The organism is Janthinobacterium sp. CG_23.3, from assembly GCF_046115965.1.
In the GTDB taxonomy this organism is placed as follows: Bacteria; Pseudomonadota; Gammaproteobacteria; order Burkholderiales; family Burkholderiaceae_D; genus Janthinobacterium.
Genome location: NZ_JBJXIB010000011.1, coordinates 36,339 through 58,845, shown reverse-complemented (window position 1 = coordinate 58,845; position 22,507 = coordinate 36,339). Strand labels below are relative to the sequence as shown.

The window sequence follows — 22,507 nt, the reverse complement described above, 5'->3', positions numbered from 1 at the left end:
CTCAACGCCTTTGCTTTTGATTTATATAACTGTTTAGACAGTTTAACAACCCGCCCAATCGCCACAAGCCAGTGCGCATGCGGCTCTCCGCCCGCCCCCCGTCCCGCCCCCGCTTTTGCGCCCGCTTTACGCCGCCGTAAGCCCCCCCGCAAGCCCCATGCCGGAGTGTGCGAATAAGCCGCACTATTCAATCAAAACAACTGATTTTGCTGGTTTATTGATTGATCTCAACTATAATTATTTCACGCAACAGTTGTCCACGACGCATCAATGCCCAGTGCAACGATGGCGCTCCGCATCGCCGGTATGGTACTCACCTCACTGGATTTTCTCGGCCCCAACAGTCTTAGTTGAAAGGAAAACGAGAGCATGTTTTCATCCCTTCGTACCCGGCTCATCGCCATCTGCATTTCCATCGTCGTCTTCGCCATGCTGGCCATGACGGTCACGAATTTCTTCACCACCCGCAGCCGCACCGTCGAGTCGCTCGACGCGCAGATGCAGCAGCTGTCGCAGGTGCACTCGACCGGCATCGCCGAATGGGTGCGCAGCAAGGGCATGATCGTCAGCTCGCTGAAGGCGGCCGCCGACCTGCCCGAGCCGCTGCCGTTCATCGCCGCGGCCAAAGTCGCCGGCGCTTTCGACGACGCCTACATCGGCTATCCCGACAAAAAAATGCTGGCGCTGCACGAGATGCCGCCGAACTACGATCCGACCCAGCGGCCCTGGTACATCAAGGCCAACCAGGTCGGCGGGCCTATCCTCACCGCGCCCTACGTTGACGCCACCACCGGCAAGCTGGTGGTCACCTTCGCCGAGCCGTTCGGCCCGAAAGGCAACGCCACCGCGGTCGGCGGCGTCGACGTCATGATCGACACCGTGGTGCGCAACGTCGTCGCCATCAAGCCGACACCGAGCAGCTTCTCGTTCCTGGTCGACAGCACCGGCGCCATCATCGCCCACCCGGACCAGAAACTGACGCTCAAGCCGGTCACCGAGTTCGACGCCGCGCTGACGATCGCCAAACTGACGCAGATCGAAGCGGAGAAAGCGGCCGCGCCGGTCAGCCTGCAAGGCCGCGACGGCCTGCTGCACGTGGCCAAAGTGGCCGGCACCGACTGGTTCCTGGTGATCGTGCTCGACAAGGCCGAGGCGACCCAGGCGCTGACCGCGATGCTGTGGAACTCGGCCATGATGGCGCTGCTGCTGACGCTGGGCGCCGGCTTCCTGCTGACGCTGCTGGTGGCCAAAGCGCTGCAGCGCCTGGCGCTGATCCGCGACGCGCTGGAAGACATCGCCTCCGGCGAGGGCGACCTGACCAAACGACTGGACGCCAACGGCAGCGACGAACTGGCGCAGATCGCCAGCGCCTTCAACCGTTTCGTCGACAAGATCGCCCACGTGCTGCTCGACATCCGCAGCACCAGCGACGCCGTCAAGGTGTCCTCGGCCGAAATCGCCGCCGGCAACGCCGACCTGTCGGCGCGTACCGAATCGCAGGCCAGCTCGCTGGAAGAGACCTCCAGCTCGATGGAAGAACTGACCTCGACCGTGCGGCAGAACGCCGACAACGCCAAGCAGGCCAACCAACTGGCGCTGTCGGCGTCCAGCGTGGCCAGCAAGGGCGGCTCGGTGGTGTCGCAGGTGGTTGAAACGATGGGCTCGATCAAGGAAAGCTCGAACCGCATCGCCGACATTATCGGCGTCATCGACGGCATCGCCTTCCAAACCAACATCCTGGCGCTGAACGCCGCCGTCGAAGCGGCGCGCGCCGGCGAACAGGGCCGCGGTTTCGCCGTCGTGGCCTCGGAAGTGCGCAACCTGGCGCAGCGCTCCGCCGCCGCCGCCAAGGAAATCAAATCGCTGATCGTCGACTCCGGCGAGAAGGTCGACGCCGGCGGCAAGCTGGTTGACGAAGCCGGCCACACCATGGGCGAGATCGTGCAATCGATCCAGCGCGTGGCCGACATCATGAGCGACATCACCGCCGCCACCCAGGAGCAGAGCGCCGGCATCGAGGAAGTCAACACCGCCATCACCCACATGGACGAAATGACGCAGCAGAACTCGGCGCTGGTGGAGGAATCGGCGGCCGCCGCCGAAAGCCTGAAGGACATGGCGGTGCGCCTGACCCAGGCGGTGGGCGGCTTCAAGCTGGCCGCCCACGGCGACCCGGCGCCGATGGCGCGCAGCAGCGCGGCGGCGCCGCGTCCGGCCGCCCCGGCGGCGCCGGCGCGCGTCGCAAGCCACGCCCCGGCCGTCCGCAAGAGCGCCCCGGCGCCACGCAAAGCCCCGGCGGCTGCGGCCGGCGACGACTGGGAAGAGTTTTAAGCTTCAGCGCGGCGCGCAACAAAAAGGACACTTCGGTGTCCTTTTTTTTCACCTGGCTTTGCGCGTCCGCGCGCGCCCCGAAGATCAGTAGCTGCTCAAGGTCTTGGCGAACTTGATCAGCCAAAGCCGCCCCGGACGCTCGCGGTCGTCGCCGCGCGCGACCCGGATCGCGTTGGCGGCGTTGCAGCCGACCACGGTGCTGGTGACGATCACACCGTCGGCGCCGACCGTGCACTTGGTGACGTCGGCGCCGGCGACCTCGACGCCGGCGGCGTCGTACACCCGGGTCTTCATGCCGAAGTCGTTGTCGTTCGACAGCGCCAGCGTGGCGCCGTCGACCAGGGTCAAGCCCTCGGCCTTCTCGGCCATCCAGCCCAGCGCGTTCAAGTCCAGCAGCACGGTCTTCTTCAACGGTTTCACGGCGGCCCAGCTGGCGCCGTTCACGGCCACGCCGCCCATGCTGCTCTTCTCCAGGTCCGAAGTGGCGGCGTTGAAAGCGGCGCCGGAAATGTCGGTCGCCTCGCCCAACTCCACCAGCATCAGCCTGTTAAACACCTTGCCGGACGGCGCCGCGCCCTGCTCGATGACGACGAATTTGCCGCCACCCAGCGCGACCATGTCGCCCAGCTTGGCGTTGCCGGTGCGGCCGTCCTGGTAGTCGGCGCCGTCGAGCGGGTAGGCGTACATCTTGCTGGTGCTGCCGCTCAGCGGATCGAATTCAATCCAGCGCGTGAAGCGGGCGAAGCGTTCTATCGGCTCGCTCGACTTGGTCGGCGCGTACTGCGCCTTGCCGTCGCTCAGCGGGCTTTGCAGGAAGGCGTGCAGCTTGTCGGTGCCGGTGTCGAGCGCCATGCCCTCGACGCCGCGGTTGGCGCGGCGCTTGGCGAAGATCGCCGGTAAGCCTTTGCCCGGCTCGTACTTCGCCTGGATCACGCCGCTGGCCGGGTCGAGCTTGACGATGAAGGGACCGTATTCGTCCGACAGCCACAGCACATTGCGCTTCTTGTCGAACACGATCGCTTCCGGGTCGATGCCGCCGGCGTTGTAGACCGCCTTGCCGGCGGCGTCGAACCGCATCTTGTCGAACACCGGGACTTCGGCCGAATTGCCGACCGCGCCGGGCGGCACCGGCAGGCCCGACGCCTTGACCGCCGCCGAGACCCTGATCGGCGTGCTGGAGGCCAGCACCGCACCTTTTTTACCCAGTGTGATGACGCCGAACGACGGCGCGAAGCTCGGCGACGGGAAGAGTTTGCTGCCGCTACCGCCCTTGCCGCTCGGGTCGGGCAGGTTCGGGCCGTCGCCGTTCGGGCCGCGGTCGGTCAGGCCGTAGAACTCCAGGTCGCCGTTCGGCGCCGTGCCCTTGAACGCCAGGCCGGAGCCGTAGGACGGCAGGAAGCCGAGCGGGAACGCCTCTTTGACCTTGGCGTCGGCGCCCTCGTACGGCACGTAGAAGGCGCTGGCCGCCTGCACCTGGTAGCGCGTCACCGTGACGCTGACGCTGCCCAGCGCGCCGCTCTGCAGCGCCGTCTCGGCGACCGGCGCGCCGGCCTGCGAGGCCAGCGTGTCCTCGAAGTGTTCGCGCGCCAGCGCGCGGCGCTCGTCGTTGATGCCGCGTCCGGCGTACTTGCCGCCCAAGGCCGCCATGTGCGCGCCCAGCAGGGTATGGAAGCTGGCCGGCGCGGCGCCGAAGTCCAGGCTTTTACCCGCCAGTCCGGCCTTCACGTCGGCGCCGATCCTGATGCCGTTGGCCGGGTCGCCGTCCTCGTCGAGCAGTTGCAGCGCCAACAGGCGATTCACCACCTTGTCGTTCTTGACGTCGCCGCCGCCGGCCAGGTCGAGCGGGGTCAGGACGGCGCCGCATGCCGCGCTGCCGAGCGCCAGGCCGGCGACGCTGAAGGCGACCTTGTCGCCCGGAACGCAGGCGAATTCGCCCTTGGCGTTGGTGCTGGCGGTGGCCGCGGCGCCGGCGGCGTACTCCAGCCCTTCGACGGCGCTGTCGAGAAAGACCCCGGTCATGCTGGCCGGCGCTGGCGGCGGCTGCGTCGCGTCGCCGCCGCAGGCGCTCAGCGCCAGCCCGGCGGCGAGCGTGGTCAGGGTCAAAGTGGTGTGCAGCTTCATGCGGGCGTCCTCGTTGATGCTTCGATGATAAGAAGCGGCAACGATACACGACGCGCGTGACCGCCGCGTGACAACGGCTGCGGCGCCCCGCCCTAGGCGCCGAAGCGGCCGTCGGCCTGGCGCCGGAATTCCTTCGGCGTTACGCCCTTCACTTGCAGGAAGCGCCGGTTGAAGTTGGCAACGTTGTGGAAGCCGACGTCGTAGCAGACGTTGGTGACGTACTGGTCGGTGTTCATCAGCAGCTGGCAGGCTTTGTTGATGCGGATGCGGCTGACGAAGTCGGTGAAGCTATTGCCGGTGGTTTTGCGGAAGAAGCGCGAGAACTTGCTCAGCGACATGCCGAGCTGCTCGGCCAGCGCCTCGGCCGAAATCGGCTCGCGGTAGTTTTCGGTGATGTAGCTGAGCACGGCGTTGACCTTGGCCAGCGTGGCGTCGTCGTCGTAGGAGCGCATCGTCGCGCTCGACAGCAAGCGGTAGTTGCCGCTGCGCGCCAGTTGGCACATGAACTGCACGAAGTGGCCGAAGCGCTCGGCCCCGGCGCTGCCGCGGATGCGCAGGAAGTGCTGCTCGGCCTGGGCGCCGATGTCGAGGAATTCAATGCCGTAGGTCGAGCGCTCCAGCAGCGGCAGCAGTTCGCGCAGCTCGGGAACCAGTTTGGCGGCCTGCTCCAGCGGGTCGTGGGCGAATTGCAGGATCATGTCGCGCAGTACCACGCCCTCCTCCGGCACGCTGCTCGAAATCCAGTTGTGCGGCAGCCGCGGCCCGGTCAGCACCAGGTGGCCGGGCGAAAATTCGCCGATGTAATCGCCGACGAACAGCTTGCCGCTGGTCGAGACGATCAAGTGCAGCTCGTATTCGTCGTGGCAGTGCCAGCGCACGCGCGGACTCGGGTAGCCGTGTTCGAGGTAGTTGATGATGCCGTCGTAGTTCTCGCGTTCGATTTCCGGCGACTTCGGTGCGCAGCGGTGCGCTTCCAGGCTGCGTGTCCGCGGCAAAATGTCCATGCTGTCATCCCCGTTTTCGTGTGGCGTGCTGCCAGTGCGCCGGTGCGCCGCCGGCCAAGCCATCCGTAGGTCGGATTAGCGTAGCGTAATCCGACATGCCGGCGTCACGCTAACGGGCGACGGAGCGGTATCATCCACTGTGGCCCAGTTTGCCCGAAATAGCGAGTTCTTCGACCCGTTTCCGTCGTCGCTGATGCTTTTTTGCAGCACTTTAACAATTTACTCCTTTTCCGGCGTTATTTTTAATACCTCCAAGCCAGCTTCCTATACTTTTTTGCAGGCGCCGATACGCTCGCCTATCATCCGCTCCAGCAGCGCCGAATCGACGCAGAAGCCGCGGATGCCCTCGGCCAGCTTTTCGCTGGCCATGGCGTCGTCGTTGAGCATCAGGCGGAAGGCCGACTCGTTCAACGCCAGCCGGGTCTGCGCCGGCGCCGCGTCCGCCGCGCCCAGGCGGCGCGCCAGCGGCGCCTCGCTGGCGGCCAGCTGCGCCAGCAGGTCCGGGCTGATGGTCAGCAGGTCGCACCCGGCCAGCTCGGCGATCTGCGCGGTGCCGCGGAAGCTCGCGCCCATCACCTCGGTGCGGTGGCCGAACTGCCGGTAGTACGCGTGGATGCGCCGCACCGACTGCACGCCGGGGTCGTCGGCGCCGCTGCCAACCACCCCGCCGGCCTTCTTGTGCCAGTCGAGGATGCGGCCGACGAAGGGCGAGATCAGGCGCGCGCCGGCGTCGGCGCAGCAGGCCGCCTGCGCCAGCGAAAACAGCAGCGTCATGTTGCAGTGGATGCCCTCGCGCTCCAGCACGCGCGCCGCCTCGATGCCCTCCCAGGTCGAGGCGATCTTGATCAGCACGCGCTCGCGCGCCACCCCGGCCGCCTGGTACAGCGCGAACAGCGCGCGCCCGCGCGCCACCGTCGCCGCCGTGTCGAAGGACAGGCGGGCGTCGGTTTCGGTCGAGACCCGGCCCGGCACCAGTTTCAGGATCTCTAGCCCGAAGGCCACCAGCAAACGGTCGGCGACCGCGTCGACGCCTTCGCCGCCGTGGTCGCGCACGGCCCGCTCCAGCAGCGGCCGGTATTCATCCATCCGCACCGCCTTCAGGATCAGCGAGGGGTTGGTGGTGGCGTCCCGCGGCGCGAACGCCTTGATGCTTTGGAAGTCGCCGGTGTCGGCGACCACGGTGCTGTACTGCTTCAGTTGTTCAAGTTGGTTCATGGTTTATTCGCAGGGTTGCTCGATCAGGGCGCGCACGGCGGCGCAGACGGCCTCGACGGTCAGGCCGAAGTGCAGGTACAGGGCGGCGGCCGGGCCGGATTCGCCAAAGGTGTCGATACCCACCACGGCGCCGCGCAGGCCGACGTATTTGCGCCAGTAGTCGCCCAGGCCGGCTTCGACGGCGACGCGCGGCGCGCGCCGCGGCAGCACGGCGTCGCGGTAGGCGGCGTCCTGGCGGTCGAAATTGTACGGCGACGGCATCGACACCAGCCGCACGTGGACACCTTCCAGCGCCAGCGCGCGCCGCGCCCGCATCGCCAGCTCGACCTCGGAGCCGGTGGCGATCAGCACCGCCGCCAGCGTGCCGGCCTCGGCCGCCAGCACGTAGGCGCCGCGGCGGATGTCGGCCAGTTGCTGCGCGCTCTTCGGCAGGTACGGCAGATTCTGGCGGCAAAACACCAGGCAACTGGGCGTGCCGCGGTGCTGCAGCGCCACCTGCCACGCCACCAGCGCCTCGGCCGTGTCGGCCGGGCGCCACACGTCCATGTTGGGGATCATGCGCAGCGTCGCGGTCTGCTCCACCGGCTGGTGGGTCGGGCCGTCCTCGCCCAGGCCGATCGAATCGTGGGTGAACACGAAAATCGGATTGATGCGCATCAGCGCCGCCATCCGCAGCGCGTTGCGGGCGTACTCCGAGAACATCAGGAAGGTGCCGCCGAACGGGCGCAGGCCGCCGTACAGCGCCAGCCCGTTGATGATGGCGGCCATGCCGAACTCGCGCACGCCGTAATAGATGTAGTTGCCGCCGCCGGCCGCCGAGACCGCGCGCGCGGCCGGCCACAGCGTCAGGTTGGAGCTGGCCAGGTCGGCCGAACCGCCCACCAGCTCGGGCAGTTGCGCGGCCATGAGGCCGATGGCGTTCTGGCTGGCCTTGCGGGTGGCGATGGTTTCGGCTTTCGCGTCCAAGGCCGCCAGCGCGGCGGCCAGTTGCGGCGCGAAGTCGGCCGGCAGCTCGCCGGCGCGGCGGCGCAGGAACTCGGCCGCCAGATGCGGGTGCGCCCTCCGGTAGCCGGCGAAGCTGGCCTCCCAGTCGCGCTCCAGCGCGGCGCCGCGCTCGCGCCCGTCCCAGGCCGCGTAAATCTCGGCCGGAATCTCGAACGGCGCGTGCGGCCAGCCCAGCGCGGCGCGCGCCGCCGCCACCTCGGCGGCGCCCAGCGGCGCGCCATGCGACTCGTGGCTGCCCTGCTTGTGCGGCGCGCCCTTGCCGATCACGGTTTTACAGCAGATCAGCGTCGGCCGCCCCTCGCCGACGCGCGCGGCGTCGATGGCGGCGCCCAGCGCCGCGTGGTCGTGGCCGTCGACCTCGCGCAACACGCGCCAGCCGTAGGCTTCAAAGCGGCGCGGCGTGTCGTCGGTGAACCAGCCGCCGACCTCGCCGTCGATCGAGATGCCGTTATCGTCGTAGAACACGACCAGCTTGCCCAGCCCCAGCGTGCCGGCCAGCGAACAGGCCTCGTGCGAAATGCCCTCCATCAGGCAGCCGTCGCCGACGAAGGCGTAGGTGTGGTGGTCGACCAGCTCGAAGCCGGGCCGGTTGAATTCGGCGCCCATCATTTTTTCCGCCAGCGCCAGGCCGACCGCGTTGGCCAAGCCTTGCCCGAGCGGGCCGGTGGTGGTTTCCACGCCCGGCGTGTAGCCGTATTCCGGGTGGCCGGGGGTTTTGCTGTGCAACTGGCGGAACTGCTTCAGGTCGTCGATGCCCAGCGCGTAGCCGCTCAGGTGCAGCAGCGCGTACAGCAGCATCGAGCCGTGGCCGTTGGACAGCACGAAGCGGTCGCGGTTGGCCCATTGCGGATTGGCGGGATTGTGGCGCAGGCGGCGCTGCCACAGCGCCAGCGCGATGTCGGCCATACCCATCGGCATGCCGGGGTGGCCGGAATTGGCTTGCTGTACCGCGTCCATCGCCAGCGCGCGGATGGCGTTGGCAAGGTCTTGTTGCTTGGGCATGGCTGTCTCTTTCGCGCGGAAGGGGGCGGCGCGCAAAACCGCGCCGTGGCCCTATCTTGCGGCAAGCGCGCGCTTGAAACCACGTCAAAAAAGACCCAAAACCGATACTATTCCGCGCCCGGTGAACTACTTTTCGTAGGTCGGGTTAGCGCGCAACGCGCGCGTAACCCGACAATGTTGGCTTGGCGGGACAAGAGGACGCGTGCGTGGCGGCGCATTGTCGAAAGGCTGGCTGCTGAAATCGCAGGAAAACATAACACCGCACGATCTGCGGTTTGACCGGCGCGGAGCGACGTAATAATCGCAAACAGGCGGTGGCCAAATCCGCTAACAACTTACGGTCGGGATGCTTTCGCCAGTTCGGAGATCGACCCCGATCCAGCATCGGTAGTCCTTTCCATTCCCATCCGGGCTGTAGGTGCACTGGACCCCTCCCTTGCGGCGATCCCGGTCGCCCTTGTCTTGGCTACACGCTGGATGGAGATCCGGGCCAATTGAATCGAATATCTCTTTCGCAGGCAGGCCTTCAATCGCCATAGCCAGCTTGCGGTCGGCCGCCGTTGGTGCTTCACGCCCCGCCAATTGCTGGCCGGAGAAGATCGCGTACTTTGCATGAAACGGTTTCCACGCACCGGACGACTCAGCGCCATAGGCCAACGAGAGCAGCGCGGACGCCCCAACAACCAACCCTATCAGCATTCGCATATCAACCTCTCAGCGCCATGTGGAAATGATCATCATGGTGAATCATCTTGGTGACGAACGGGATGTCGGGTCCATTGAAGTAGACCTTGATGACTGGGGCATAAATGCAGTGCCCTGACCGTCGGCGCGCATGAATTCGAGCTTTGCCTTCGGGATGGTGCGGCCCATCGAACATGCTTGCATCAGGACCGGCGAGGACATGTCCGCGAGCTTGGTGAACGAAAGGGTCCGGTGCTCGCACCGCTCGGTCGTGTCAGTGGGCCAATTAAGGCTTGTTGACGGCAGGGGCGGTCGGCTGGGTGACAACAGGGGCAGGTGGTTCAGCGGCCACTGGTGCATTGAACAGCCTTTCCATGTTGGCGTTAAATTTCGCCAACGCTTGAAAGCCGCCAAAAACCGCTCCAATGACAAAGATGGTCAGAATGTTGACGCCTAAATTTCCGACGACGTCGCCCGCCCAAGCACCTAGGCCCTTTTTGCTCTTCAGTTCGGCGAGCACAGCCGACACATTCTGGTTTAGAACGCTTTCCCGTATCTCGTCTTCGAAGTCCTGCACCCGTTTGGCCACTCCAGCGTTGAGGAACGCCTCAGCGAGCTGCTCTGCCTGTGCACGATACGTCCCGATCTTCGCAGGCAGGCAGGTCTGCGTGTGGAAGACTTTCAGTTCATCGGGTGTGGGGACACGCGCATGGGTGGAAAAGGTGGCTTCAATGAAAGCAATCTTGTCCCGTTTGTATAGAACATAGGCAATCGCTCCGACGGCATCGTCGGGATCTTTCACCAGTTCCTTGTAGATCCAGTTATAAGGTGAAGCCGACGACGGCGCTCCGTCAGATGAAGGAGCGCCGGGTACAACAGGTACCGGAGAGCTTGGCGCAGGGGGGACCGGTTGCGCTATCAATTACGTTCCATTTACCAAGCGGCGCGCTTCGGCGAAAGCACGATTAATCTCGTCGCGGCTGAAGCGCGACTGGCGGAGAAGTCGGGTTGCGGCCGGCGACAGACCGACTGGCACCTTGTCCTTGCGGGCAATGAGGTCGTTGTTTGCCTGGCGCACGTCATCGCACGTGAAACGCTTCAAGACTTGCTTCATATTTCACCCCATCATTGAGTCACTTGATATCATTGTACCCGAACTGACTTACGGCCTTGTACCCGATGCTGATCTCGACTGCGCATGGGCGGGGCCGCCCATGCCGCATATGTGAAAGTGCTTCAATCGCTTGCAAAACAGTAATATTTTGCGCTCCCGGCAGCCGCAGGTATTGTTTCAAGCCAATGAGATACAAGTCGGCGCGGCTGAATGCAGGTCTATTTGCAGTTATCTCCGGTTTTGATCTCCGGCAGTTGCACCGATTGCTGGCTGAAAAAGCGCTGAATGCAGGTCGGCGCGCCCTCAAACGCAGGTCGCTACATCTATCCGGTGTTTTGAACGATCCACAAAGGCCACGTCGCTAGGCGCCGAAGCGGCCTTGGGCTTGCTGGCGGAAGGCTTTCGGCGTCATGCCTTTCAGTTCGAGGAAGCGGCGGTTGAAGTTGGCGACGTTGTTGAAGCCGGCGTCGTAGCAGATATTGGTGACGTAGCGCTCGGTCTCCATCAACAGTTCGCAGGCCTTGTTGACGCGCAGGCGGTTGACGAAGTCGGTGAAGCTGTTGCCCGTCGCGCTGCGGAAAAACCGCGAGAACATCCGCTCCGGCATGTCCAACTGCTGCGCCAGTTCCTTCATCGAAAACTGGCTGGCGTAATTCTGCACGATGAAATTGATGGCGGAGCTGATGCGCGCCAGCGCGGCGTCGTCGTCGGTCGATTGCATCGGGATCGTCGACAGCAGCTGGTAGTCGCTGCTGCGCGCCAGTTCGCCCAGCAGCGTGAGGAATTCGATGAAGCGCGGCAGGCCGGTGCTGTCGCGGATGCGCATGAAACGCTCGTGCGCCTGCGCGCTGATGTTGAAAAATTCGATGCCGTGCAGCGCCCGGTGCAGCAGCGGCAGGATGCTTTTCACCTCGGGAATCACGCCGGCCAGCGTTTCCAGCGGCGCATGGGCGAACTGGATCACCATGTCGCGCAACTCGACGCCCTCTTCCGGCGTGTCGATCGAGACCCAGTTGTGCGGCACCCGCGGCCCGGTCAGCACCAGGTGGCCGGGCGCGAACTGGCCGATGTAGTCGCCGACGAAGACCTTGCCGCTGCTTTCGAGGGTCAGGTGCAGCTCGTATTCGTCGTGGTAGTGCCAGCGCACCAGCGAGCTGGGAAAGCCGTGTTCGAGGTAGCGGATGAAGCCGAACGTCCCCTTCGGCTCGAAGCCCTGGGTGGCGTCGCGCTCGCGCTCATGCTCGAGCTGCAAGGCGTGGTGGGCGCTTTTTGGCGGCATGTCTCGGTCTCCATCGGTGTGCGCCGCGGCGTCGGCGCGCGTGTGGCTCTTTTGGGGGGGGGACACTCATGCCGCTAAGTCAAGATTCCGTAGGTCGGATTAGCGACAGCGTAATCCGACGCCGAGCCGCCGCCGACGCCTGTCGGGTTACGCCCTTTCGGGCTAACCCGACCTACGAAAATCGTCAGCCGCCGGCACCGGACTACAGTATAGCAAGCCGCGGGGCGCTTAAAACAGCGGTTTCAGGCTGGCGTACAGCGCGCGGTAGCGCTCGAAGCGCGGCAGCAGCGCCGCGTGCCATTGCGGGTCCGGTTCGATCACTTCTAGCACCGGCGGCGCGTAGCAGACGTCGGCCACCGTGCGTTGCGGCTCGGCCGCCAGCAGCCCCAGCCTCGCCGCGCCCAGCGCCGCGCCGACGTGGCCGCCGCTGTTCAGGCTGAGCGGCAGGTCCAGCGCGCTGGCCAGCAGGCGCGCCCAGTAGCGACTGCGGCTGCCGCCGCCGACCAGCGCGGCCATCGCCGGGGCGCCGCCGGCGTCGCGCAGCGCCAGCAGGCTGTCGCGCAGCCCGAACGCCACGCCTTCCAGCACCGAGTAGCCGAGCAGCGCGCGGTCGGTGTCGTGGCGCAGCCCGAAAAACACGCCGCTGGCGTGCGGGTCGTTGTGCGGCGTGCGCTCGCCCGACAGGTAGGGCAGGAACAGCGGCGCGGCGCCGCGCGCGGCCTTGCCGGCGCCTTCGATTTCTACCAGCAGCGCGGCCTCGTCGGCGGCGTGGCTCAGCTGCGCCACCCAGCGCAGGCAGCTGGCCGCCGACAACATCACGCCCATCTGGTGCCATTGCCCCGGCAGCGCGTGGCAAAAGGTGTGCAGGCCCTGCGCCGGGTCGGGCCGGTAGCCGTCGTTGGCGGTGAAGAAGACGCCGGAGGTGCCCAGCGAGAGGAAGCCCTCGCCCTGCGCGACCACGCCCATGCCGACCGCGCTGGCGGCGTTGTCGCCGGCGCCGCCGGCCAGCACCACCGGCGTGGCGATGCCCCAGGCGCGCGCCAGTTCCTCTTTCAACAAGCCGCCTGGCGCCGAGCCTTCGACCAGGCGCGGCATGTGTGAACGGTCTAGGCCGCAGGCGTCGAGCATGGCGTCGCACCAGTCGCGCCGGCCGACGTCCAGCCACAGCGTGCCGGAGGCGTCGGACAGGTCGGAGATGAATTCGCCCGTCAGCAAATAGCGCAGGTAGTCCTTCGGCAGCAGCACCGTGGCGGTGCGGCGGAACAGTTCCGGCTCGTGTTGGGCGACCCACAGCAGCTTGGGCGCGGTGAAGCCGGGCATGGCCAGGTTGCCGGTGATCGCGCGCAGCTGCGGCGCGCGCCGTTCCAGCTCCGCGCATTCGGCGCCGGAGCGCACGTCGTTCCACAGGATGGCCGGGCGCAGCACCGCGCCGGCCGCGTCCAGCAGCACCGCGCCGTGCATCTGGCCGGACAGGCCGATGCCGCGCAGCGCCGCCAACTCGCCCGGGTGGCTGGCGGCCAGCGCGCCGACCGCGTCCAGCGTGGCGCGCCACCAGTCGGCCGGGTCTTGCTCGGACCATTGCGGCCGCGGCCGGCTAATGCTCAGCGGCGCGTGGGCGCTGCCGACGACGCGCTGGGCCGCGTCCATCAGCAGCACCTTCACTTCGGAGGTGCCGAGGTCGATTCCAAGGTACATGGCGGCCTCCCCTTTAGCGCGCCAGCGCGTGGTTCAGCGCGGCCCGCGCGCCGTCGCGGTACAGGCGCGCCAGCGCGTCCGCCACCCCGGCAACGAAGCGCGGCGCCTCGCTCAACTCGCCGAACAGCTCGCGCATCGACAACAGCGCGGCCGGGTCGGCGCCGCCGCGCAGCGCGTGCTCGCGCAGCCGCTCGGCGTACGGGTCGTTGATCGGCATCGGCCGGCCCTGCTCGTCGCTGCCGTTCAGGTAGCGGAACCAGCAGGCCACGGTAAAACCGAGCAGCTTGACCGGACCGCCCAGTTCCAGCTGTTCGCGCACCGACGGCAGCACGAATTTCGGAATGCGCGCCGAGCCTTCGGTGCCGATGCGCGACAATTGGTCGCGGATCGCCGGGTTGGAAAAACGCTCGATCAGCGTGCGCTTGTAGTCGGCCAGGTCGATGCCCTCGACCGCCGGCAGCAACGGCGTCACCTCGATGTCCATCATGTCGGAAAACAGCTGGCGGATGCCGGCGTCGGCCATCGCCTCGTGGGCGAATTCGTAGCCGAACAACATGCCGATGTAACACAGCGACTGGTGGCCGGCGTTGAGCAGGCGCAGCTTCATTTTTTCGTAGGGCAGCACGTCGCCGGTCATTTGCGCGCCGACCAGTTCCCACGCCGGGCGCCCGCCCGGGAAGTGGTCTTCGATCACCCATTGCTTGAACGGCTCGGTCATCACCGGCCAGGCGTCGAGCAGGCCGAATTTTTCGCGCAGCAGCGCGCGGTGCTCGTCGGTGGTGGCCGGGGTGATGCGGTCGACCATGCTGTTCGGGAAGGCACAGTGCTCGGCCAGCCATTCGCTCAGCGACGGCGAACGCAGCGCGGTGAAGGCCAGCAGCATCTTGCGGGCGACGTCGCCGTTGTTTTGCAGGTTATCGCAGGACATCACGGTGAACGGCGCCAGCCCGCGCACGCGGCGCCGCGCCAGCGCCTCGGCCAGGTAGCCGAACGAGCAGCGCGGCGTGTGCGGATTGGCCAGGTCGTGGACGATGTCGGGGTGGCCGGCGTCGAACTCGCCGCTGCCCTGGTTGATGTAATAGCCGCCCTCGGTGATGGTCAGCGAGACGATGCGGGTGGCTGGATCGGCCAGCTTTTCCAGCACAGCGTCCGGGTCGTCCGGCGCGTACATGAACTCCAGGATCGAACCGATCACCCGCGGCACGTCGCCGGCGGCGCTGCGTTCGACGACGGTGTACAGGCAGTCCTGCGCCAGCATGGCGTCGCGGATGGCGGCGTCGTGCGGCAGCAGGCCGACGCCGCAATAACCCCATTGCTCGTGGCCGGGCAGTTGCAGCAGGTCGTCCAGGTAGAGCGCCTGGTGGGCGCGGTAAAAACCGCCCACGCCGATATGCACGATGCTGCGCGCCACCGCGCCGCGGTCGTAGGACGGGCCGGGAATGCCGGACGGCAGGCCGCCCAGCGCGGCCTGGTTCAAGTGCACGGTCGCCTGCGTCATCACGCCGCTCCTTTCGCGACGTAGCCGCAGGTGTTGCCAAGGCGGTCGAAATGGTGCACGAAGTCGTGCTCGAAACTGAGGTGGGTGCGGTCGCCCGGATGCAGGAAAATCCGTTCGCTGCCGCGCGCCACCACCTGGATGTTGTTTTCCAGGCGCGCGTAGACCAGCGTCTCGACGCCCAGCGATTCGACCATGTCGACGCTGGCCGGCAGGCTGCCGGGCTGCGCCGCCGCCAGCACGTGCACGTGTTCCGGGCGGATGCCGACGAAGCCGTCGGTGGGCGCCCCGGCGCCGGCCATTTCGGCCAGCCGCGGCAGGCCGGCGGACGGCACCACGTTCATGCTCGGGGTGCCGATGAACTGCGCCACGAAGCGGTTGGCCGGGCGGTCGTACAGTTCCAGCGGCGAGCCGTGCTGCTCGATCTGGCCGTCGCGCAGCACCACCACGCGGTCGGCCAGGGTCATCGCCTCGACCTGGTCGTGGGTCACGTAGATGGTGGTGGCGCCCAGCTCGCGGTGCAGCTTGGCGATTTCAATGCGGGTCTGCACGCGCAGGGCCGCGTCCAGGTTCGACAGCGGTTCGTCGAACAGGAACACCTTCGGGTCGCGCACGATGGAGCGGCCGATGGCGACGCGCTGGCGCTGGCCGCCGGACAGTTCCTTCGGCGTGCGTTCCAGGTATTTGCCCAGGTCGAGGATGGCGGCGGCCTTGTCGACCTTTTCGCGGATCACGGCGCGGTCGACGCCGCCCAGTTTCAGCGCGAACGACATGTTCTCGAACACCGTCATGTGCGGATACAGCGCGTACGACTGGAACACCATCGCCAGGTCGCGCTTGGACGACGGCAGGTTGGTGATGTCGCGCCGGTCCAGGTGCAGGCTGCCCTTGTCGATCGGCTCCAGGCCGGCGATCAGGCGCAGCAGGGTCGACTTGCCGCAGCCGGACGGGCCGACGAAGACGACGAATTCGCCCTTCTCGATTTGCAGGTCGATGCCCTTGATGGCGTGGTGGTCGCCGAAGAATTTTTCTATGTTGCTCAGTTGCAGGTAAGCCATGATCGATGTCCTATTCTTATATATACGGTACTTATTTGACTGCGCCGAAGGTCATGCCTTGCACCAGTTGCTTCTGGCAGAACCAGCCCAGCGCCATGATCGGCGCGATCGCCATCAGCGAGGCGGCCGACAGCTTGGCCCAGAACAGTCCCTCGGGGCTGGAGTACGAGGCGATCAGCCAGGCCAGCGTGCCGGCGTTGGAGGCGCCCAGGTTGAGCGACCAGAACGACTCGTTCCACGACCAGACCATGCACACCAGCGCGGTCGAGGCGATGCCGCCCACCGACAGCGGCAGCACGATGTAGCGGAACTCGTGGAAAACGGTGGCGCCGTCCATGCGCGCCGCCTCCAGGATTTCGCGCGGCAGCTCGCGCATATTCGTGTACAGCAGCCAGATCATGATGGGCAGGTTCATCAGCATGAACATCACGGTCAGGCCGACGCGGGTGTCGAGCAGGCCGAAGTACTGGTAGCAGATGTAGATCGGCATCAGCGCGCCGACGCCGGGCATGTAGCGCGAGCTGAGCATGAACTTCAGCAGGCCGATGGTGCCGCGGGTCGGGAAGAAGGCCATCGAGTAGGCCGCCGGGATCGCGATGGCCAGCCCGACCGCCGTCGAGACCACGCTGGTGATCAGCGAATTGAAGGCGTAGCCGAGGTAGTGGTCGCGTCCCATGACGTCGCGGAAGCTCTCCAGCGTCGGCGTGAAGAACAGCAGCGGCGGCGTGGCGATCGCCTGGCCCTCGGTCTTGAAGGCCATCAGGCCGAGCCAGAAGATCGGGAAGAACAGCAGCAGCGCGAAAAACCAGGCGGCCACGGTGCGCGTATGCAGGACAAGTTTATTGTTCATCGGTGTCTCCTTATTTCGCCAGGTTCTTGCCGATGACGCGCATCAGGAAGAAGGCCGCGATATTCGCCAGCAGCACCGCGAACAAGGCCCCGGCCGAAGCCGCGCCGATATCGTAGGACAGCAAGGCTTGCTGATAGATCATGAAAGTGATGGTGGTGGTGTCGAAGCCCGGACCGCCGCTGGTGGTAGTGAAGATTTCGGCGAACACCGACAGCAGGAAGATCATTTCAATCATCAGTACCACCGAGACCGCGCGGCCAAGGTGCGGGATGTACAGGTAGCGCAGCTTCTGCAGGTAGTTGGCGCCGTCCATGCCGGCCGCCTCCAGCTGTTCCTTGTCCATCGATTGCAGCGACGTCATGAAGATCAGGCAGGCGAACGGCAGCCACTGCCACGACACCATCATGATGATGGCCAGCAGCGGGAACGCCGACAGCCAGTCGATCGGCGTCAGGCCGAAGAACAGGCTGACCTGGGCGAACAGGCCGTAGATCGGGTTGAGCAGCATGTTCTTCCACATCAGCGCGTTCACCGCCGGCATCACCAGGAACGGCGAAATAAGCAGCACGCGCACGATGGCGCGGCCCGGGAAGGCTTCGTTGATCAGCAGGCCGAGCGCGGCGCCCAACACCACCGTGATGGCCATCACGGAGAACATCAGCACGAAGGTGTTTTTCAACGCCGGCAGGAAGGCGCCGTCGGTGAAGAAAAAGTGGAAGTTCGCCAGTCCGTGGAATTCGTGCTCGCCGGGGCTGAGCATGTTGAAGCGAATGAAGGCGTAATACAGGGTGATCAATAACGGGACGATGGAAATGACGGCCACGGCGAGCACGGCCGGTGTCAGCAAGGTCCGAGGTATGAGTCGTGTCATAAGGTTCTCAGGTGCGCAGAGGGACGCCGGCCCGCGGGCGGGACGGCGATGAAACAGCGGCGCTGGAGCGCCCGGGGAGTCGCTGCAAACCAGCGGCGTAAGACCGGGGCCGGACGGGGACGCCGTGTCCCCGGGGGTCTGGCCCCGGCTCAACGCCGCTGGTTCGGTTTGGCGTTGGCGGCCCGTCGGGGCGCGCCGAAACCGTTTATTTGTAATACCCGCCCTTGCGCATTTCGCGGTCGGCCGCTTGCTGGGTGATTTCCAGCGCCTGGTCAACCGTGACCTTGCCCAGCAGCGCAGCGGTCATTTGCTGGCCGGCCGCCACGCCGATCGCCTGGAATTCGGGGATCGAGGCGAACTGCACGCCGATGTACGGCGACGGCGGCAAGGTGCTCTGGTTCGGCCGGCCGGTGGCGATGGCCTTGCCTTCGGCGGTGGCGAACTTGGCCGCTTTGACGAACTCCGGCGACGCGTAGGTCGACTTGCGGGTGCCGGTCGGCACGGTGGCCCAGCCGGTCTCTTTCGCCACCAGCTTGATGTACTCTTTCGAGGTGGCCCAGTTGATGAACTTTTGCGCCACCTCGGGCTGCTTCGAGCTCTTCGGAATGGCCAGCGACCAGGCCCACAGCCAGTTCGCGCCGCGTTCGGTCACCGCGACCGGCGACTGGGCGAAGGCGACCTTGTCGGCCACTTTGCTCTGCTTCGGGTCGGTGATGAACGAGGCGGCGATGGTGGCGTCGATCCACATGCCGCACTTGCCTTCGTTGTACAGCGCCAGGATTTCATTGAAGCTGTTCGAGGACGAGCCCGGCGGGCCGAAGTTTTTCAACAGGTCGACGTAGGTGCCGACGGCGTCCTTCCATGGCTTGCTGGTGAATTGCGGCTGCCATTTCATGTCGAACAGCTGGCCGCCGAAGGAGTTGGCCATCGTCGTGATCAAGGCCATGTTGTCGCCCCAGCCCGGTTTGCCGCGCAGGCAGATGCCGTACACGCCGTTGGCCGGGTCGTGGATCTTGGCGGCCACGGCGCGGATGTGCGCCCAGGTCGGACGGTCTTCGATCGTCATGCCGGCTTTTTTAACCAGGTCGCTGCGGTACATGATCATCGAGCTTTCGCCGTAGAACGGCGCGGCGTACAGCTTGCCGTTCAGCGACAGGCCGTCGCGGATCGACGGCAGCAGGTCGTCGACGTCGTAGGCGGCGTCGGGTTTGATCGGAATCAGCCAGTCCTTCTTGGCCCAGATCGGCGTTTCGTACATGCCGATCGTCATGACGTCGAACTGGCCGCCCTTGGTGGCGATGTCGGTGGTCATGCGCTGGCGCAGCACGCCCTCTTCCAGCGTGACCCATTTCAGTTTGATATCGGGATTGGCTTGCTCGAAGAATTTGCTGAGCTTTTGCATCTCGATCATGTGGCCGTTGTTGACGGTAGCGATCACCAGGTCGGTGGCGGCCACGGCGGCGTTGCTGACACAGAGTACAGCTGCGCACAGGGCGCCGCTTGCGATACGTTTCATGTTGTTGTCTCCAGTTTTTATCTTTGGCGGTACAAGGTCTGCACCACGTAGACAATGTATCACTCGGCTTCGATACTTTCTGATACTGGAAAACCTAGTGTCGATACTCTTTTGCACAGGGCTTTGGCGGCGCCACCGCGACGCTCGATGACGGCCGCCACTTGATATTTCTTGGCGGGGGGAGCGGTTTTTAAGATTTTCGACTTATGCAATAACGCCAACTTCAGCCCGGTGGAATTACGATATAATCGGCCCGGCATGGCACCTGGTCATGCGGTTTCGCTTTCCTTCAACACCTACTCCACAGCAGGAACTTTTATGCTCATTCTTCACGGCTATTGGCTGTCGCTGGCAGCTTACCGCGTGCGCGTCGCGCTCAAGCTCAAAGACGTGGCGTTTGAGGAACGCATGCATGACCTGTCCTGCGGTCATCAGCATGAGTCGGTGTTTCGCGCCCTGAATCCAGCCGGCGCCGTGCCCGCGCTGGAAGGCGGCACACCCGAACCGCTGACGCAAAGCCTGGCGATTTTGGAGTGGCTGGAAGAAACCTACCCAACAATGCCGCTGCTGCCGCCAGACGCCGCCGGCCGGGCGCGCGTACGTGCAATGTTCTTGTTGACGGCGGCCGATGCGCATCCGCTAGTGGTGCCGCGGGTGCAAAAGCGCCTGGCCACGCAGTTTGGCGCCAGCGAGGCCGCTGGCCGCGAATGGGCGGCGCACTGGTTTACCGAAGGCCTGGCCGCTTACGAAGCACTGCTTTCCGATGGCGCGACGCGCTGCCATAACGAAACGCTCAGCCTGGCCGACCTGGCGCTGGCTAGCCATTTGATTGGCGCAGAGCGTTTTGGCATCGATATTTCAACATTCCCCCGCGTGGCAACGGTCGGCGCGTTGCTGTTCAAGCTGCCGGAATTTGAATCGTCGCATCCGCGCCATCAAGTCGGCGCCGTGGCGACCTGAAGGCCCATGCCGGCATACCGGCCGCGGTTACCCGGGCCCCGGGCGCGAAGCGACACTGACAGAGGCGATCGTGCGCACCACTTTCGCGTTGACCGCAAAAACTGCCGGCGACTACTTGCGGCGACTCGCATTCTTGACATAACGAGGCCTACCGGCCCGCTGAAACGCGCAACCCAGGGGCATACTGGTGCGCTAGTTACCCAGCACAGCCTGGCGCCGCGGCGGCAGGGAAAATCAATGTGAATTCAATCAGATCGGCATTGGTCCGCACGTTGATGGCACCACCGTGCAGATCCATGATGGCACGCACAATCGAGAGACCTAGTCCGGTCGATCCATCGGCGTTGCTGCGCGCCGCGTCCGCGCGAAAGAAGCGCTCGAACAAGCGATCCAAGTGTTGCGGCCCGACCGGTATTCCCGTATTCGCCACGCTAATTTCGGTCGCGCCGTCGCGTGCGATTGCGCGCAGCGTAACAGTGCTGCCTTGGTCGGCATGGCGCACCGCGTTCGACACCAGATTGGCCAGCGCACGGCGCAGCAAATTAGGATCCGCCACCACCTGGCCATCGCCAACGCAATCCAACCGCAATCCGCGCTCGTCGGCCATGCCGCTGAAAAAATCGGAGGCATTTTTTAATTCGCCCAGGGCCGACAGTTGCTGGCGCGCCAGCACCACGTCGTCTTGCGCCGCGCGCGCCAGAAATAGCATGCTGCCGATCATGCGCGCTAGCCGCTCCAGTTCCTCGATGTTGGAGGCGATCAGTTGCTCGTACTCGGTGGCGGTACGGGCATTGGCCAGCATGACTTGGCTTTGAACCAGCATATTGCTAATCGGCGTGCGGAATTCGTGGGCGAGGTCGGCGGAAAAACTGGACAGGCGCAGGTAGCCTTCCTGCAGCCGGGCGAGCATGGCGTTAAACGCTTCGATCAGAGGCCTAAGTTCCGATGGCGCCGCGTCCACGTCGAGCCGCTGGGCCAGCGTGCCCGGCTTCACCAGCGCGGCCTGCGGGGCCAGGGTGCGCAGCGGACGCAGGCCGCGCCGCAGTATGAGCGCCGCCAGCAGCGCCGCCAGCAACGCGCTGACCAGGACCGCGCCGGCGATCTGGCCGCGGTACCGGGCCAACATCGCGCTACGCTCGGCGTAGACACGCGCGACGATCACCGTCACCTCGCCGCCGCCGAGGCGCGCGCTGCCGGCGATAACCCTGCCGGGAGCGTTGCGGCTACTCGACCAGTGGGCGATCGACGCCGGACCCGGCGCCCATCCGGCCGACGCCGGCACAGGATACGACTCGCCAGACGCGTTGATGTCGACCAGCACCGCCCCGCCGGGCGCCAGCAAGCGTACTAGTGAGTTCTCCTGGCCGCTCATCGTATCGCGGAAATAGTCTGGCTGGGAGCTGACCAGTTCGGCCGCGCCGGGGCGCCCGAGCAGCATCTGTACCTGGCGCAGCTTGCCCAACAGCTGGATGTCGTCGCGCCGCTCGAGTTCGCCGACGAAAGCCCGATACAGGTACATACCCAGCCCGGCGGCGGAGAGCGCGACCACCAGCACGAACATGGCGGTAACCCGTAGCGTCAGCGACTGACGAAGTGAATGACAAGACGCGGCCTTCACGCAGCCGCTTCCTCGTCGCACACATAACCCATGCCACGCCGCGTATGGATTAACTTTCGGGGGAAGGGATCGTCGATCTTGCGTCGCAAGCGGCGCACCGCCGCATCGATGACATTCGTGTCGCTGTCAAAATTCATGTTCCACACTTGGGAGGCGATCAGTGAACGAGACAGCACTTGGCCCTGGCGGCGCGCCAACAAATGCAGCAAAGCGAACTCTTGGGCCGTCAATGTGATCGTCACGGCGCCGCGCCGCACACGACGCCGCAATACGTCGATATCCATGTCGCCGATTTGGATCAGGTCTTCCTCGCGCGCCGGGCCGCGCCGTAACAGCGTGCGAATCCGCGCCACCAGTTCGACGAATGCAAACGGCTTCACCAGATAGTCGTCGGCGCCCAGTTCGAGGCCACGCACCCGGTCCTGCACCGCGTCACGCGCCGTCAGAAACAGCACCGGGATCTGCGCGGTCGCCGGGTCGTCGCGCAAGGCAGTGAGAACCTGCCAGCCATCCATACGCGGCAGCATGACGTCGAGTACGATCAAGTCGATCTCGCCTTCGCGCGCAATCGATAAACCGTCGCGCCCGTTGCGCGCAAGCTGCGTGGAGAATCCCGACTCGCTCAAACCGCGCTGCAGATAGTCGCCGGTTTTCGGCTCGTCTTCGATTACCAGGATAGTCATGGGCAC

General features: G+C 65.5%; 18 protein-coding genes and 1 pseudogene. 2 read left to right on the top strand and 17 right to left on the bottom strand.

What is annotated here, in order from left to right:
* Positions 1–369: 369 nt before the first annotated feature.
* The gene (locus ACFDR9_RS05290; RefSeq protein WP_409030299.1) at positions 370–2,331 is read left to right on the top strand and encodes a methyl-accepting chemotaxis protein; all 1,962 of its coding nucleotides are present in this window, start codon (positions 370–372) and stop codon (positions 2,329–2,331) included.
* 84 nt (positions 2,332–2,415) lie between these two features.
* On the opposite strand, the gene ACFDR9_RS05285 is transcribed toward ACFDR9_RS05290, so the two are convergent.
* The 15 genes and pseudogenes from ACFDR9_RS05285 to ACFDR9_RS05215 form a co-directional block, all read right to left on the bottom strand.
* The gene (locus ACFDR9_RS05285) at positions 2,416–4,452 is read right to left on the bottom strand and encodes an esterase-like activity of phytase family protein (RefSeq protein WP_409030298.1); all 2,037 of its coding nucleotides are present in this window, start codon (positions 4,450–4,452) and stop codon (positions 2,416–2,418) included.
* A gap of 92 nt (positions 4,453–4,544) precedes the next feature.
* Entirely contained in the window at positions 4,545–5,456 is a 912-nt protein-coding gene (locus tag ACFDR9_RS05280) for an AraC family transcriptional regulator (RefSeq protein WP_035787624.1), read from the bottom strand.
* A 264-nt stretch (positions 5,457–5,720) separates the two neighbouring features.
* The gene (gene tal, locus ACFDR9_RS05275; protein WP_409030297.1) at positions 5,721–6,671 is read right to left on the bottom strand and encodes a transaldolase; all 951 of its coding nucleotides are present in this window, start codon (positions 6,669–6,671) and stop codon (positions 5,721–5,723) included.
* 3 nt (positions 6,672–6,674) lie between these two features.
* Entirely contained in the window at positions 6,675–8,678 is a 2,004-nt protein-coding gene (gene tkt / locus ACFDR9_RS05270; protein ID WP_409030296.1) for a transketolase, read from the bottom strand.
* Positions 8,679–9,005: 327 nt separating this feature from the next.
* Complete coding sequence (locus ACFDR9_RS05265) at positions 9,006–9,383, bottom strand: hypothetical protein (protein WP_409030295.1); 378 nt, start codon at positions 9,381–9,383, stop codon at positions 9,006–9,008.
* A 111-nt stretch (positions 9,384–9,494) separates the two neighbouring features.
* A pseudogene (locus ACFDR9_RS05260) lies at positions 9,495–9,635 on the bottom strand (type VI secretion system tube protein Hcp); the annotation flags it as partial.
* A gap of 13 nt (positions 9,636–9,648) precedes the next feature.
* Complete coding sequence (locus ACFDR9_RS05255; protein ID WP_409030294.1) at positions 9,649–10,164, bottom strand: hypothetical protein; 516 nt, start codon at positions 10,162–10,164, stop codon at positions 9,649–9,651.
* Positions 10,165–10,284: 120 nt separating this feature from the next.
* The gene (locus tag ACFDR9_RS05250; protein ID WP_017876563.1) at positions 10,285–10,476 is read right to left on the bottom strand and encodes a hypothetical protein; all 192 of its coding nucleotides are present in this window, start codon (positions 10,474–10,476) and stop codon (positions 10,285–10,287) included.
* Positions 10,477–10,837: 361 nt separating this feature from the next.
* Positions 10,838–11,755 (bottom strand): helix-turn-helix domain-containing protein, encoded by a 918-nt coding sequence (locus tag ACFDR9_RS05245; protein WP_409030293.1) that lies wholly within the window; start codon positions 11,753–11,755, stop codon positions 10,838–10,840.
* Between the two features lie 228 nt (positions 11,756–11,983).
* Positions 11,984–13,450 (bottom strand): xylulokinase, encoded by a 1,467-nt coding sequence (xylB, locus tag ACFDR9_RS05240; protein ID WP_409030292.1) that lies wholly within the window; start codon positions 13,448–13,450, stop codon positions 11,984–11,986.
* A 13-nt stretch (positions 13,451–13,463) separates the two neighbouring features.
* Positions 13,464–14,948 (bottom strand): mannitol dehydrogenase family protein, encoded by a 1,485-nt coding sequence (locus ACFDR9_RS05235; RefSeq protein ID WP_409030291.1) that lies wholly within the window; start codon positions 14,946–14,948, stop codon positions 13,464–13,466.
* The gene (locus ACFDR9_RS05230; protein ID WP_409030290.1) at positions 14,948–16,003 is read right to left on the bottom strand and encodes an ABC transporter ATP-binding protein; all 1,056 of its coding nucleotides are present in this window, start codon (positions 16,001–16,003) and stop codon (positions 14,948–14,950) included. The genes ACFDR9_RS05235 and ACFDR9_RS05230 overlap by 1 nt, the downstream gene beginning before the upstream one ends.
* Before the next feature lie 31 nt (positions 16,004–16,034).
* Entirely contained in the window at positions 16,035–16,853 is an 819-nt protein-coding gene (locus ACFDR9_RS05225; protein ID WP_017876568.1) for a carbohydrate ABC transporter permease, read from the bottom strand.
* Between the two features lie 10 nt (positions 16,854–16,863).
* Positions 16,864–17,724: a carbohydrate ABC transporter permease gene (locus tag ACFDR9_RS05220; RefSeq protein WP_026132851.1), complete on the bottom strand. Its 861-nt coding sequence runs from the start codon at positions 17,722–17,724 to the stop codon at positions 16,864–16,866.
* A gap of 205 nt (positions 17,725–17,929) precedes the next feature.
* Entirely contained in the window at positions 17,930–19,240 is a 1,311-nt protein-coding gene (locus tag ACFDR9_RS05215) for an ABC transporter substrate-binding protein (RefSeq protein ID WP_409030289.1), read from the bottom strand.
* 318 nt (positions 19,241–19,558) lie between these two features.
* Here ACFDR9_RS05215 and maiA point away from each other — a divergent pair, with 318 nt between their 5' ends.
* Entirely contained in the window at positions 19,559–20,200 is a 642-nt protein-coding gene (gene maiA, locus ACFDR9_RS05210) for a maleylacetoacetate isomerase (protein ID WP_409030288.1), read from the top strand.
* 196 nt (positions 20,201–20,396) lie between these two features.
* Here maiA and ACFDR9_RS05205 read toward each other — a convergent pair whose 3' ends face one another.
* Together ACFDR9_RS05205 and ACFDR9_RS05200 are read right to left on the bottom strand one after the other, a co-directional pair.
* Entirely contained in the window at positions 20,397–21,818 is a 1,422-nt protein-coding gene (locus tag ACFDR9_RS05205; protein WP_409030287.1) for a heavy metal sensor histidine kinase, read from the bottom strand.
* On the bottom strand, positions 21,815–22,501 hold the full coding sequence (locus tag ACFDR9_RS05200) for a heavy metal response regulator transcription factor (protein WP_409030286.1): 687 nt from the start codon (positions 22,499–22,501) through the stop codon (positions 21,815–21,817). The genes ACFDR9_RS05205 and ACFDR9_RS05200 overlap by 4 nt, the downstream gene beginning before the upstream one ends.
* Positions 22,502–22,507 lie beyond the last annotated feature (6 nt).

What these genes read in the sequence shown, in the direction of transcription:
- ACFDR9_RS05235 (WP_409030291.1), bottom strand. Translation starts at nt 14,948, where the DNA reads ATGACGCAGGCGACCGTGCACTTGAACCAGGCCGCGCTGGGCGGCCTG.
- ACFDR9_RS05285 (WP_409030298.1), bottom strand. Translation starts at nt 4,452, where the DNA reads ATGAAGCTGCACACCACTTTGACCCTGACCACGCTCGCCGCCGGGCTG.
- ACFDR9_RS05265 (WP_409030295.1), bottom strand. Translation starts at nt 9,383, where the DNA reads ATGCGAATGCTGATAGGGTTGGTTGTTGGGGCGTCCGCGCTGCTCTCG.
- ACFDR9_RS05200 (WP_409030286.1), bottom strand. Translation starts at nt 22,501, where the DNA reads ATGACTATCCTGGTAATCGAAGACGAGCCGAAAACCGGCGACTATCTG.
- ACFDR9_RS05215 (WP_409030289.1), bottom strand. Translation starts at nt 19,240, where the DNA reads ATGAAACGTATCGCAAGCGGCGCCCTGTGCGCAGCTGTACTCTGTGTC.
- tkt (WP_409030296.1), bottom strand. Translation starts at nt 8,678, where the DNA reads ATGCCCAAGCAACAAGACCTTGCCAACGCCATCCGCGCGCTGGCGATG.
- xylB (WP_409030292.1), bottom strand. Translation starts at nt 13,450, where the DNA reads ATGTACCTTGGAATCGACCTCGGCACCTCCGAAGTGAAGGTGCTGCTG.
- ACFDR9_RS05225 (WP_017876568.1), bottom strand. Translation starts at nt 16,853, where the DNA reads ATGAACAATAAACTTGTCCTGCATACGCGCACCGTGGCCGCCTGGTTT.
- ACFDR9_RS05280 (WP_035787624.1), bottom strand. Translation starts at nt 5,456, where the DNA reads ATGGACATTTTGCCGCGGACACGCAGCCTGGAAGCGCACCGCTGCGCA.
- tal (WP_409030297.1), bottom strand. Translation starts at nt 6,671, where the DNA reads ATGAACCAACTTGAACAACTGAAGCAGTACAGCACCGTGGTCGCCGAC.
- ACFDR9_RS05245 (WP_409030293.1), bottom strand. Translation starts at nt 11,755, where the DNA reads ATGCCGCCAAAAAGCGCCCACCACGCCTTGCAGCTCGAGCATGAGCGC.
- ACFDR9_RS05290 (WP_409030299.1), top strand. Translation starts at nt 370, where the DNA reads ATGTTTTCATCCCTTCGTACCCGGCTCATCGCCATCTGCATTTCCATC.
- ACFDR9_RS05230 (WP_409030290.1), bottom strand. Translation starts at nt 16,003, where the DNA reads ATGGCTTACCTGCAACTGAGCAACATAGAAAAATTCTTCGGCGACCAC.
- maiA (WP_409030288.1), top strand. Translation starts at nt 19,559, where the DNA reads ATGCTCATTCTTCACGGCTATTGGCTGTCGCTGGCAGCTTACCGCGTG.
- ACFDR9_RS05250 (WP_017876563.1), bottom strand. Translation starts at nt 10,476, where the DNA reads ATGAAGCAAGTCTTGAAGCGTTTCACGTGCGATGACGTGCGCCAGGCA.
- ACFDR9_RS05220 (WP_026132851.1), bottom strand. Translation starts at nt 17,724, where the DNA reads ATGACACGACTCATACCTCGGACCTTGCTGACACCGGCCGTGCTCGCC.